The sequence below is a fragment of the Klebsiella planticola genome (assembly GCF_000783935.2).
Lineage (GTDB): Bacteria > Pseudomonadota > Gammaproteobacteria > Enterobacterales > Enterobacteriaceae > Klebsiella > Klebsiella planticola.
The window spans coordinates 4,229,763-4,241,993 of record NZ_CP026047.1 but is presented as its reverse complement, the minus strand read 5'-3'; the positions used below and the strand labels follow the sequence as shown (position 1 = coordinate 4,241,993).

Here is a 12,231-nt window from a genome sequence, read left to right as displayed (position 1 = left end):
AAGGATCGGCAAAACCTGGCGGGCAGAGCGGGCGATATCTGCCCGCTCCGATCACTCAGCGTGATAATGCAAATTCAATGGCCCGCCGAACGGTGACAACCTGCGCCCGGGTACACTCCTGCGGGGAAGTTTTCGCGCTATCGGGATAGACTTCGGTTGTGGTGGTAAACGGCGCGCCGGTTATGGTCGAGCACAGGTGCCAGGCATTATTGTCATACTCAACAATGCCATGACCGATGACCGGATAACCGAGCACGGTCTCCCCAGGCACCGACGGAGCAATGTGCGTCACCTGCGCAACCGCAGAAATCAACGCGCTCTGGAAATCCAGTCTTGAATTGCGCTCGTCGCTGACCAGATAGAAACCGTCAGGAATATTCTCCGGTTTATAGGCCACGCCGTCCCTGGCAGCCCGCGCGGGGCTGAACTCACTTTCGTCCGTATCGGTCGTTTCATGCAAATCAACGTGCACGGCGAAGCGGCCTTGCAGCGGCGAAATGAGCCTCATCAAGGCCTGGGACTCCTCCGCTGCGCCCTCGGGGAAAAATTGCCGGTTAGGGTCGACGGCATCGTAGTTCCAACGGGAAATACGCTCATAGGCCCAGGGGCTGACGCAGGGCGCCACCAGTAGATTGATTTTTCCCGCATACTCATCCTGATATTCAGTCAAAAACGTCAGGGCGCCCATCACGCCGCTGGTTTCATAACCGTGGACGCCGCCGGTAACGAGAGCCACCGGCAGAGTATCGTCCCAGTTTTTTGATTTTGCCGCCCTCAACGGATAAACATCATCGGCGTAACGCAATTCGCCATACTGAATGACATCGAAGCGCTGCTTCAGGCCATCAAGTACTGCGGACACATCGCGCTGATAGCTCCGGGATCGCGTCTGATTCTGCCGCCAGCGTTGTATTTCGACTGCTGTCCAGGGTTGCCCCGGGGTACCGATTGGATAAAACTGATTCAGGGTCATATTTCACTCAGAGAATAAAAGAGAGTATCGGGTGCGGGAAGAGAGGAATGCAGCGCAACTCCCGGAACCGTCGATGAAAACATGTCGGCAATCAGGCCGTTGGCCAATTGCGCCATCTCTGAATTAAAGCACAGATCGCCGCAAGGACAACAGCGACTGAAGGCAGGTCAATACGCGATTCCCGTCGAAGCAGGATGGTAGATGGGGGCGGACAGGGTTTCTGCCGCCCGAGGCGGCAGCGACCTGGGGCAATCCGCCCTCGTGGCAACGGCAGGCAAACTAACCGTGGAGGGAAAGTCCCTTGATCACCTTATCCACCATTTTTTTCGGGCCACGGATCCCGAGCCCGACCAGATCCAGATTCTCCGCATCGGCGCTGATAAACACCTCACGATTGGCCTCATCGTACCCGGTGGCAAACATGGCGTGAATGTAGGGAATAATGGTCACTTCCCGCTCAAGCGCTTTGCGATGCACAACCTGTAATTTTTCCAGCCCGCCCTCAAATATCAGCATGGGCTGGCCAGACATATTGCCATACTGCCGGCCCAGTGAATCGATATAGGGTTGGCCGAGGATCTCGGGAGCCGCAGAGGCAATCCCCGTCGCCAGAAACGCCACCACATTCAGTCGCTGCCATGTCGCTAAATCATCGCGCACGATATAGGCAATCTTCGTGTCAAAGGTCATCAAAATACTCCTGTCTGTACCGCGAAAATATTATCTTCACGTAAGCCCGGGGCATCAGTATAGAACGTTTGAGCAGCGGCTCTGAAAGGCCACCGGCGAGATCCGGTAAGCGCGCCGGAACCAGCGACCCAGATGGCTCTGATCGGCAAAACCGGTCTCTGCCGCAACCTGCGACACCGCGAGGCCTCCGGCCAGCAGCCGTCGCGCGGTGCGCAGGCGCAGCCTGACCAGATAGGCATGGGGCGTCTGCCCGAAGGCCGCCTTGAATTGCCGGCTCAGGCGGAACCGGTCGATACCGCTGATCTCAGCCAGCTCATCGAGGCCGGTATTCCAGGCGAGATGGTCGTGCAGATACTCGCGGACCCGGTTCATCCTGACCAGTGAATCGGTCATCGCCGTCGCCGGCTTCACGGCAACGTGAGGAGTCAGATGCGCCACCAGACGATCGAGGCTCTCATCACACGCCAACCGACCTTCCCCATGATGAATGGCCGCAAACGCCTGCGAGATGGCCATGATCAAGTCGCGATCGTCGGTCAGCGTATGGCGAAAGGCGGCTTCCACCAGAGAAATATCGCCCATGCCGCGCTGACGCAGACTGTCGGACATCCAGCGCTGCGGGATGTAGAGCATGGCATAGGTGAATCCGCTGGGCTGCGGGGCATGGCCATCATGCACGGCTCCCGGTTCGATAAGGATCGCTTTCCCCGGCGTACTGGTATGCACCGCGCGGTGACAGCTGAAGCGCTGTGAACCCTGTAAAGTGACTCCCAGCAGCAGCTCCTCGTGGTCGTGGCTGTCGTAAGCATGGCCTTTAAAGTGCGCGTTGACACTTTCAATACCCGTAGCGGCATCCCGGCGAAAGTCGACCCAATCGCCGGATGTCGCCGGCGGCGTTTTTTCTGACATCATCACACTCTGACAACGTTGACGGGACAATAAGCTTAACAGGGAACTGAGCGACGAATTGGCCTAAAATGCGCCACATATTATCGGGGTTCAGCGGCGCATCGCCCCAGCCACTCTCTCCCGGACGGCGCTACCGGCGCCCCGTTTCAATCAATTTATTTGATGCATTATGTTAAACAAACGTTATTTATTCTCCTCAGGGAATACGTAAAGTAGTGATTATGCCAAACGAGAACCGGCCGGCTTCACCGAGGCCGGCACCCGTCTACTGAACATTCCCTGCAAACCAGGATAAAGACGTCATGAAAAAGATTGGATTTTTGTCATTCGGACACTGGACGCCATCGCCGCAGTCCGCTACCCGCTCTGCCGCTGACGCATTGCTGCAATCCATCGATCTGGCGGTGGCCGCTGAAGAGCTGGGCGCTGACGGCGCCTGGTTCAGAGTGCATCACTTTGCCCGTCAGCTCAGTTCGCCGTTTCCTCTGCTGGCGGCGATCGGCGCCAGAACCCGGCGTATTGAGATAGGTACCGGCGTTATCGATATGCGCTATGAAAACCCGCTGTACATGGCCGAAGATGCCGGCGCCGCGGACTTGATCTCCGGCGGACGCCTGCAGCTGGGTATCAGCCGGGGCTCCCCGGAGCAGGTGATCGACGGCTGGCGCTATTTCGGTTACGTCCCTGGCGAAGGGGAAAATGAATCCGATATGGCGCGCCGGCATTCTGAGGTGTTGCTGGACGTCCTGCGCGGCGAAGGCTTTGCGAAACCCAATCCGCAGCCGATGTTCCCGAACCCGCCGGGTCTGCTGCGCCCGGAACCCTATTCCGCAGGCCTGCGCGAGCGCATCTGGTGGGGCGCCGGTTCGAATGCAACGGCGGAGTGGGCCGCCAGACTGGGAATGAACCTGCAAAGCTCGACCTTAAAAGACGATGAAACCGGCGAACCGTTCCATATTCAGCAGGCGAAACAGATCCGGGCCTATCGCGACGCATGGGCGCAAGCCGGGCATACGTGGACGCCGCGCGTCTCCGTTAGCCGCAGCATTTTTGCCCTGATGGACGATCGGGACCGGCGCTATTTTGGCTCCAGCCATGACGACAGCGATAAAGTCGGTTTCCTCGACGAGAAGACCCGCGCAATTTTCGGTCGCAGCTATGCCGCCGAACCGGACAAGCTGATTGCGCAGCTGCAGCAGGATGAGGCGATTGCCGAGGCGGATACGCTGCTACTGACCGTGCCAAACCAGCTCGGCGTCGATTACAACGTGCACGTCATCGAGTCCATCCTGCAACATGTTGCGCCGGCGATGGGCTGGCGCGACAAATAAGTTTGCCACGTCCACGCCCTGCCCGCCGCTGGCGGAGCACATGGCCTGGAGCAGCCCGCCGGGATGCGTTATCGGCGGGCTGGCGGCTGAAGCTGATAGATCCACGCGGTCACGCGCTGCTCCTCTGCCATCGTCACCTCCACCGCCACCCGGTCGTAGCCCTCTTCGAACTCATCCAGCATCGGCCAGTGCGCGGCAAGTTTATCCGATATAAAGAGATAACCGTCGACCCGGGGCCCCTGTTTATCGAGGACGATACCCGGGAAATCGGCAGCGGCCCCCCAGCCGCGCGCATAAAACGTGCCGTGCACCCAACCCGGCAGCCACTCGCCGCCGATATTTTCCAGAATGGGGGCATTTTCATGGCCCGGACGCAGCGTGCCGTAAACAAATAAACGTTCCATGATTCCTCGTCGCAAAGTCACTCATGCCCGACGGGCGGTGAAAAGGTTCAAAATACGAGGGAACACCGCGCTTAGCAAGATACGGGAAACGCGACTAGCCCGCGGCAGAGAATACATTAATTTTTCTGTAGTGTTTTTCAACCGTTTAGCGGATGGCGAGACTTTCCGGGTTGCCGATTCGCCATGAGTAGAGTATGCCTGGAGTGTCTTATACCCTCAACCTCACTCACTATCCTATCGGAGGCTTTAGATGAGCAAACTAGGGATTAATGGCTTTGGTCGTATCGGACGTCTGGTATTACGCCGTTTACTGGAAGTGAACAGCCCGCTTGAAGTGGTGGCGATCAACGATCTTACCTCGCCGAAAGTGCTGGCCTATTTGTTAAAACATGATTCAAACTACGGGCCGTTCCCGTGGAGCGTTGATTTTACGGAAGATGCGCTCATCGTGAATGGCAAAAAAATTACCGTCTATGCCGAGAAAGAGGCCCGGCATATTCCGTGGACAGCGGTGGGAGCGGAACTGATTGTCGAGTGTACCGGCTTCTACACATCCACCGAGAAGGCGCAGGCGCATCTTGATGCCGGGGCGAAAAAAGTCCTGATCTCCGCCCCTGCCGGTGACATGAAAACCATCGTCTATAACGTCAACGACGATACCCTGACCGCCGATGACACCATCATTTCCGTCGCCTCCTGTACCACCAACTGCCTGGCGCCGATGGCCAAAGTCCTCAACGACGCTTTCGGCATTAAGCTCGGCACCATGACCACCATTCATGCCTACACCGGCACTCAGTCGCTGGTTGACGGCCCGCGGGGGAAAGATTTACGCGCCTCGCGCGCGGCGGCGGAAAACATCATCCCGCACACCACCGGGGCGGCGAAAGCCATCGGGCTGGTTATTCCTGCGCTCAGCGGCAAGCTGAAGGGTCACGCCCAGCGCGTGCCGACCAAAACCGGCTCAGTCACCGAACTGGTCTCCATCCTGGAGAAAAAAGTCACCGCCGATGAGGTCAATCAGGCGATGAAGAAAGCGGCGGAGAACAACGAATCCTTCGGCTACACCGAAGAAGAGATCGTCTCTTCTGACATTATCGGCAGCCATTTCGGCTCGATTTACGATGCCACCCAGCTTGAAGTCGCCGAAGCCGGCGACGTTCAGCTGGTCAAAACCGTTGCCTGGTACGATAACGAGTACGGTTTTGTCACCCAGCTAATCCGCGTGCTGGATAAATTTGCCCACTAGCCATCGCGGCGACGCAAAAAAGCGGATAGCCTGGCTATCCGCTTGTTGGTCAGCCGAAACCGGCGCTTAAGACTGCAAATAGACGACCTGGGTTTGCAGATACTCATTCAACCCATGACGACCGTCGGCACCGCCGATACCCGATTTTCGCCATCCGGCATGAAAGCCCTGCATCGCTTCAAAGTTCTCACGGTTAATGTAGGTTTCACCGAACTTCAGCCCCTTTATCGCCTTCATCGCCACGTTCAGATCCCGGGTATAGATCGAGGAGGTCAGGCCATAGTCGCTGTCATTGGCCATCGCCAGCGCCTCATCCAGGGTGTCAAACGCCACCACCGGCAGCACCGGGCCAAAGGTCTCTTCATGAATGATGTCCATCTCCTGACGCACGTCCAGCAGCAGAGTCGGCGGATAAAAATAGCCCTTGCCCGCTGCCGCGCTGCCGCCCAGCGCCAGACGCGCCCCCTGCGCTAACGCCCTGGCCACTTTCTGTTCGACGCGTTCCCGCGCGGCGGCGTTGATCAACGGCCCCATGGCGATATCGTCGCGGGTAGCCGGGTCGCCAAACTGTACCGCCTTTAAGGCTTCGCCCAGGCGATTCACAAATCGATCGTAAATGCCTTTTTGCACGTAGACCCGCTCCACGCAGTTACATACCTGCCCGCTGTTAATGACCCGGGAATCCACCACCGCTTTTACCGCCAGCTCAAGGTCGGCATCATCCATCACGATAGCCGGCGCCTTACCGCCCAGTTCAAGGCACACTTTGGTGATGTTCTTCGCCGCGGCGGCCATAATCTTCTCGCCCGCGCCGACGCTGCCGGTCATACTGACCATCGCCACTTTGGCATTTGCCGCCAGCTCGTGACCAACGGTTTCGCCGCGGCCCAGCACCAGATTAAACACCCCTTTCGGCAGGCCGATGTCATCGACAATCTGCGCAAATGCGACGGCGTTGTTGGGGGTAAACTCGCTGGGTTTAATGACGATGGTGTTGCCGGTAATTAGCGCTGGCGCCAGCTTGCGGGCGATGAGGAAGAACGGGAAGTTCCACGGCAGAATTCCGGTGGTGACGCCCAGCGCGCGTTTGAAGACGAGGATATTTTCCCCTGGCCGATCGCTCTGGACGATTTCGCCTTCATAGCGACGCGCCCACTCGGCCATATAGTCAAGATAATCGGCGGTAAATGAAACCTCCACCGCCGCCAGCTGCTGGATTTTGCCCCCTTCCGCCACGATCAGCGCGGCAATCTCCTGCGCGCGCTGGCGAATGCCGGCGGCAATTTTCCGCAGCCAGCCCGCGCGCTCAATCGCCGGCAGCGCCTCCCAGGCCGGCTGCGCACGCTCTGCCGCCTCAATAGCCCGCCGGGCATCGTCAGCCGTACCATCGGGGATACGGGAAAGCAGCGCTTCCGTTGCCGGGTTGAGTACATCGATCCAGGCGTCGCCGCGCCCAACCACAAACTGACCATCAATATACATCGGGTGCTGAACGGGTGCTGTCATGGCCTGCTCCTGTAGATTTAGTGTTTTTAACAAGTAACTTATTTGTTAAAAATCTACCCACGCGCAGCGCCAGAAGCAGACGGTCAGCATGATTTTGTGAAACAGCTCATGAAAACGCGCCGACATCACGGCGATAAAGTTACATATTGGCAACAAAAACTGCCCGTTTGCGAAAAACGCGCCGCAAACGGGCAACACTCATCCGGGAGCGCGGGCGTGCAGCGCTTCACCCAGCAGGTTGTCCTCGCTCAACCGTTGTCCGGCTTCGAGGATCCGGGCGGGGATATCCACATGGACGATAAAATCTTTTCCGCGCGGGCCGTATCCCTGGGGGGCATCCAGCAACCGCGGCAGCTCTCCCAGAATCAGCGACAGATAGCGACCGACCGGCCACAGCCCGGCAGCGTCACCGCGAAAAGCCAGCCCGTTCGCCGTATTGCCCAGCAGCGGCGCACAGCCCGGCGTACTGTACCACTGCGGCGCGACCGTCTCGTCCTGCCAGACGCGGGCAAAGGTCGCCATGGTCCGCCGCTGCATCGTCGGATCCTGGAGCACCACGCCAGCGCGGGGAGCGATTCCCGTCGCCGCCAGCATCTCGCGGGTAAAGCGCGCGTTCTCGCCGCAGTTGGTGGAACGATCCTCAACCACGATCCTGTCTCGGGGGATATGCCAGAAACGGTGGGCGATATCGGCGAGGATATGCGCCTCCGGGCGCCCGTCGACCGGCAGCGACCGATAGCGCGGCTCGTTGCGTATCGCGTCGTAAAGAAAGGCCGTGGAGTGGCCAACCCCGCCGCTAATCAGCAGCGGCACCCCGGCGTCAGCCGCCAGCCGACAGGCGGCGTCAATGGTCGGGATCACCGCGTTGCCCGCCAGCACCACAATATCCACCGCCGGCGTCGGCGCCTGTGCGGTAAAATCATCCAGCGCCAGCCACTGGCCCAGGCAGTTGGCCGCCGCCAGCGTGGCATCCGGCAGGGATGGAAACTGCTCACTCATACTCGCTCCTTTCGTGCCATCTCATCCGTCAAGGACGTCGGCCATATCATAAACCGCCGCCCACGGTGGCGGCGAATAAACGGCAATACGTCACTAAAAAAGAACCCACAATAGCGAAAAACGCTGGCCTGCGCCCGAATCATGGCCGCAATGATGCCATTAACGCGCAGAGGCTCGCTAATAATCATGTTGGCCACGTGAAGATCGATAACAGGCGCGGAGGACGGTCGCGGGGGTATCTGGCAGGAACGGCGGGCTTGTCGACAGCCGCCCTCTTCTGTGGCAGCAGACGGAATCCGATGCCTGCGGGCAGGTCATGATTGGCTAAGACCACGCCGACAGCAGACTCGCTGCTGTCGGCGTCAGGTCAGGCGTTCAGCTTCTCCAGCTGCGTTTGCCCTTCCCGCTTCTGTTTTATCTTCCAGAACAGCCACAGCGCCACAAACCACAGCGGCGTCGCCATCAGCGCTTTCAGCGTATCCGGATCGAAGATCATGATAAAAATCGAGAAGGCGAAAAACAGCAGGCTGATCCAGCTCATGACAACCCCCGCCGGCATCTTAAACATCGATTGCTGATGCAGATCCGGACGCTTGTGGCGGTACACCAGATAAGCCACCAGAATCATCCCCCAGCTGAATACCACCATAATCGCCGCCAGCGTCGAGACAATGGTGAACAGCGTCATCACGTTCGGCACGAGGAACAGCAGCAGCGTACCGCTGAGCATGCAGAAGCAGGAGAACAGCAGGCTACGCACCGGAATACGCGTGGTGCGCGACAAAATGCGGAACTGGCCGTGGGCATGTTTCTCTACCGACAGGCCGTACAGCATGCGGGTACTGGAGTAGACGCCACTGTTGGCCGATGACATCGCCGAGGTCAGCGCGACAAAGTTAATCACCGCCGCCGCCGCAGGCAGCCCGGCATTAGCAAACAGCGTCACGAAGGGGCTGGCATCCGGCGAGACGCCAGGCCAGGAAGCCACGGCAATAATCACCACCATCGAGAGCAGATAAAAAATGATAATCCGCAGCGGCAGCGCGTTAATCGCCTTCGGTAAAATCTTCTGCGGGTCACGGGTTTCGGCGGTCATCGTTCCGAGCAGCTCAATTCCGGTAAAGGAGAAGATAGCTATCTGGAAACCGGCAAAGAAGCCGGTGACGCCATGCGGCATAAACACTGTCGGGTCGGTGATGTGGTTCAGCGAAGCTTTCACGCCATCAGGCGAGGTCCAGCCGGTCGCCACCATCCACGCGCCGGTGACGATCAGCGCAATAATCGTAATGACCTTGATCAGCGCAAACCAGAATTCGGCCTCGCCGAACATTTTGACCGACAGCAAATTGAACAGGAACAGAATGCCGAGGGTGCTGAGCGCCGGCATCCAGGCTGACATCTCCGGAAACCAGTACTGCATATAGCTGCCGCACACCACCACATCGGCGATGCAGGTCACCACCCAGCTCAGCCAGTAGGTCCAGCCTAAATAGAAGCTGGCCTGCGGACCGAGATAATCGCCGACGAAATCGGCGAAAGAACGGTAATCAAGCCGGGTGAGCAGCACCTCGCCCATAGCCCGCATTACCATATAGGTAAAAAAACCCACCAGTAGATAAATCACGAGGATTGACGTCCCCGCCACCGCAATATTTCTTCCCGCGCCCATGAACAGGCCGGTGCCGATAGCGCCGCCCAGCGCAATCATCTGAATGTGCCGGGCGCCAAGGCCGCGTTTGAGTTGCGACGGGCACTCCCCGTCGATGGCAGGATTCACCTGCCCCTCGCGTTGATGTTGAGTCATGTCGATTCCTTCAAGCAGGCAAAGAAAGGCATGGCGCGGCTGACTTCAGCAACAAACCGGCGCGTTGCCCGGTTGCCACTCCCGCATTCGGAAATAAGATGTACGGCGCGTGAGCCGGAACAACCCACGTTTTATCCGGCTGGCGGGCAATTTCATACCCGGCAGGCAGCGCGGTGAAGTTGTCAATTTTCGGGTCAAGGTTGAGCGTAAAATCGCTGTCGCTCTTGATGATGCTCTCCTGCACCAGAAAATAGTCCGCCGGCGCTTTGGTCCGCGCAGGTAGCGCAGCGTCGGCAATCAGCGCGCGCACCGTGGCGTCGGTCCCGGCAAACAGACGGAGGTCGTTTTCGCCAAAAGCCAGCACCTTGCCCAGCTCCAGGGTGGCACTTTGCGCGCCGAATTTTTCGCTGGTGTAGTGCGTAAAGGTGCCGCCCGGTTCGGTATGACGCACTATGGCATCCATATCGCTGGCCTGCAGCAGCGCGTAAAACCCGGCGTCATACTCGCCCTCGCGGGCCGGGAGCAGCGCAAACTGGCGGTAGCGCGAACCGCGTATCGCGGTATGCAAATCCAGATGCAGACGGCGCACCTGGCCCTGGCGATCCGCGGTCGCAAAGAAGGCCGCGACCGCCCCCTCCAGCTCCGCCGCACGCCGGGACTCATTCCCCGGCGCCACCGCGAGATGCCGCCCACCGAACAGGCGGTTCAGGTCGTTATGTAAATAGCGGCGACCGGCGCGAATGGCCGGCAGATTGCCGAACACCAGCAGCAGCGCATGGCTGAGCGGCTGTTTACCCTCGCTCAGCGCCTGCATGATCTGCAGCAGGATCTCAATCGGCGCGGTTTCGTTGCCATGAATCCCCGCCGACACTACCGTAGCCTGCGTCCAGGGCGTCTGCGGCAGCAGTTGCAGCACGCCATCGGCTAACCAACTGGCCTCCATCGCCGCCGGAAAAGGCCAACTGCTCAGCTTGCAGTGGAGTAAATCATTGACTGTATTTTCCATTCCCGGCCCCTTAGCGCTGGAAGTCATAGACCGAACCCAGACCTAAAATCTGCGTCAGTTCATCAAGGGCCTGGTAAACCTCGCTCAACAGCTGCGGGTCGCCGAGATCGCTGGCATGCAGACGGTCGCGGTAATGTTTTTCAACCCAGCCGGTCAACTGCTGATAGCGTTCGTCATTCATCAGGCTACGTGGATTCACCGCCGCCAGTTCGTCATGATTCAGCACGACGCGCAGGCGCAGGCACGCCGGGCCGCCGCCGTTACGCATGCTTTCTCGCAGATCAAAGACCGCCACTTCGTTGATCGGCGAAGCGCCGCTGCTGACCAGTTCATTCAGGTACTGCCAGACATTACTGCGCTGGCGACACTCTTCCGGCACCACGATCAGCATCGAGCCATCCGCTTTACTGAGCAGCTGACTGTTGAACAGATAGGAGGCCACGGTATCGTCGAGACTGACCTGCGCCTGGGGCACTTCGACGCTGGTAAACGGGATGTCCAGCCGTGCGGTTTTCTCCCGCAGCGTGTCCAGCACCGCCTGCTGATTTAAAAAAGCATGCTGATGATGGAACAGCACGTGGCGGTTGCTGACCGAAATCACATCGTTATGGAACACGCCGTGGTCGATGGCCGCCGGATCCTGCTGGGCGAATACGGTATATTCCGGATTCAGCCGATGCAGCCGCGCAATCGCCTGGCTGGCTTCGAGGGTCTGGCGGGCCGGATATCTCGACGGCGCCACGCCGCCGCTGGCGCGCTTACCGTAGACAAAAAACTGTACCCCCTGGCGGCCATAGTCGGTGCAAAAGCGGTTATGGTTCGCCGCCCCTTCGTCGCCTAAATCGCCATGCTGCGCCAGCGCGTCGTGGTGGCTAAAACGGGTCTCATCGGCAAAGGTGGCGCGCAGAATCGACGCTGTGGTCGGCGCCTCCTGAGAACGATGCAGCTTGTTGTTCAGGTTGGCGACCGTGAAATGCAGCTTCCCGTCGGCGCTGTCGGCGGAAGGCGATACCGTGGCGGCGTTAGCGGTCCACATCGACGACGCAGAGCTAAATGCGGACAGCAGGTGCGGCGCTTCGACTGCGGCCTGCTGAATCACCTGCGCATCGCTCCCCTGAAAACCCAGTCCGCGCAGAGCGGAAATATTCGGCCGCGGCTGCGGCGGTAAAATACCCTGAACGAAGCCTTTATCGGCCAGGGTTTTCATTTTAAACAGCCCCTGCAGCGCCGCTTTCTTCGGGTTGGATAAGCCGTCGCGGTTGTTTTGCGAGGCTTCGTTGCCGACCGAGAGACCGGCGTAATGGTGCGTCGGCCCAACCAGGCCGTCAAAATTAGCTTCAAAACCAGACATGGTGTCCTC

Annotated in this window: 11 protein-coding genes; 2 read left to right on the top strand and 9 right to left on the bottom strand. The window is 59.0% G+C overall.

Annotation, left to right across the window (positions count from 1 at the left end; translation table 11 throughout):
- Window positions 1-55: 55 nt before the first annotated feature.
- The 3 genes from MC50_RS20350 to MC50_RS20340 form a co-directional block, all read right to left on the bottom strand.
- Complete coding sequence (locus MC50_RS20350; RefSeq protein WP_223306622.1) at window positions 56-862, bottom strand: M14 family metallopeptidase; 807 nt, start codon at window positions 860-862, stop codon at window positions 56-58.
- A 390-nt stretch (window positions 863-1,252) separates the two neighbouring features.
- Window positions 1,253-1,663, bottom strand: coding sequence for a DUF2000 domain-containing protein (locus MC50_RS20345; protein ID WP_032687940.1), 411 nt, complete (start codon window positions 1,661-1,663; stop codon window positions 1,253-1,255).
- Between the two features lie 54 nt (window positions 1,664-1,717).
- Window positions 1,718-2,572, bottom strand: coding sequence for an AraC family transcriptional regulator (locus MC50_RS20340; RefSeq protein ID WP_032696313.1), 855 nt, complete (start codon window positions 2,570-2,572; stop codon window positions 1,718-1,720).
- 302 nt (window positions 2,573-2,874) lie between these two features.
- Here MC50_RS20340 and MC50_RS20335 point away from each other — a divergent pair, with 302 nt between their 5' ends.
- On the top strand, window positions 2,875-3,903 hold the full coding sequence (locus MC50_RS20335) for an LLM class flavin-dependent oxidoreductase (protein ID WP_032687943.1): 1,029 nt from the start codon (window positions 2,875-2,877) through the stop codon (window positions 3,901-3,903).
- 68 nt (window positions 3,904-3,971) lie between these two features.
- Here MC50_RS20335 and MC50_RS20330 read toward each other — a convergent pair whose 3' ends face one another.
- On the bottom strand, window positions 3,972-4,307 hold the full coding sequence (locus tag MC50_RS20330) for a gamma-glutamylcyclotransferase family protein (RefSeq protein WP_032687944.1): 336 nt from the start codon (window positions 4,305-4,307) through the stop codon (window positions 3,972-3,974).
- A 250-nt stretch (window positions 4,308-4,557) separates the two neighbouring features.
- Here MC50_RS20330 and gap point away from each other — a divergent pair, with 250 nt between their 5' ends.
- Window positions 4,558-5,556, top strand: a complete 999-nt coding sequence (gene gap, locus MC50_RS20325; RefSeq protein WP_032687945.1) for a type I glyceraldehyde-3-phosphate dehydrogenase — start codon at window positions 4,558-4,560, stop codon at window positions 5,554-5,556.
- A 66-nt stretch (window positions 5,557-5,622) separates the two neighbouring features.
- Here the strand turns inward: gap and aldA are convergent, their stop codons facing one another.
- From aldA to astB, 5 genes are all read right to left on the bottom strand, one after another.
- A complete protein-coding gene (gene aldA / locus MC50_RS20320; RefSeq protein ID WP_047664832.1) occupies window positions 5,623-7,062 on the bottom strand; it encodes an aldehyde dehydrogenase in 1,440 nt (479 codons plus the stop codon).
- Window positions 7,063-7,260: 198 nt separating this feature from the next.
- Window positions 7,261-8,061 carry a YdcF family protein gene (locus MC50_RS20315; RefSeq protein WP_047664831.1) on the bottom strand — a complete coding sequence of 267 codons (801 nt, stop codon included), beginning with the start codon at window positions 8,059-8,061 and terminating at the stop codon, window positions 7,261-7,263.
- A 367-nt stretch (window positions 8,062-8,428) separates the two neighbouring features.
- Window positions 8,429-9,865, bottom strand: coding sequence for an amino acid permease (locus tag MC50_RS20310; RefSeq protein WP_032696316.1), 1,437 nt, complete (start codon window positions 9,863-9,865; stop codon window positions 8,429-8,431).
- Between the two features lie 10 nt (window positions 9,866-9,875).
- Window positions 9,876-10,871: a succinylglutamate desuccinylase gene (gene astE, locus MC50_RS20305; RefSeq protein WP_047664830.1), complete on the bottom strand. Its 996-nt coding sequence runs from the start codon at window positions 10,869-10,871 to the stop codon at window positions 9,876-9,878.
- Between the two features lie 10 nt (window positions 10,872-10,881).
- Entirely contained in the window at window positions 10,882-12,222 is a 1,341-nt protein-coding gene (gene astB / locus MC50_RS20300) for an N-succinylarginine dihydrolase (RefSeq protein WP_032687950.1), read from the bottom strand.
- Window positions 12,223-12,231 lie beyond the last annotated feature (9 nt).

What these genes read in the sequence shown, in the direction of transcription:
- MC50_RS20345 (WP_032687940.1), bottom strand. Translation starts at nt 1,663, where the DNA reads ATGACCTTTGACACGAAGATTGCCTATATCGTGCGCGATGATTTAGCG.
- MC50_RS20340 (WP_032696313.1), bottom strand. Translation starts at nt 2,572, where the DNA reads ATGTCAGAAAAAACGCCGCCGGCGACATCCGGCGATTGGGTCGACTTT.
- MC50_RS20335 (WP_032687943.1), top strand. Translation starts at nt 2,875, where the DNA reads ATGAAAAAGATTGGATTTTTGTCATTCGGACACTGGACGCCATCGCCG.
- MC50_RS20330 (WP_032687944.1), bottom strand. Translation starts at nt 4,307, where the DNA reads ATGGAACGTTTATTTGTTTACGGCACGCTGCGTCCGGGCCATGAAAAT.
- gap (WP_032687945.1), top strand. Translation starts at nt 4,558, where the DNA reads ATGAGCAAACTAGGGATTAATGGCTTTGGTCGTATCGGACGTCTGGTA.
- aldA (WP_047664832.1), bottom strand. Translation starts at nt 7,062, where the DNA reads ATGACAGCACCCGTTCAGCACCCGATGTATATTGATGGTCAGTTTGTG.
- MC50_RS20315 (WP_047664831.1), bottom strand. Translation starts at nt 8,061, where the DNA reads ATGAGTGAGCAGTTTCCATCCCTGCCGGATGCCACGCTGGCGGCGGCC.
- MC50_RS20310 (WP_032696316.1), bottom strand. Translation starts at nt 9,865, where the DNA reads ATGACTCAACATCAACGCGAGGGGCAGGTGAATCCTGCCATCGACGGG.
- astE (WP_047664830.1), bottom strand. Translation starts at nt 10,871, where the DNA reads ATGGAAAATACAGTCAATGATTTACTCCACTGCAAGCTGAGCAGTTGG.
- astB (WP_032687950.1), bottom strand. Translation starts at nt 12,222, where the DNA reads ATGTCTGGTTTTGAAGCTAATTTTGACGGCCTGGTTGGGCCGACGCAC.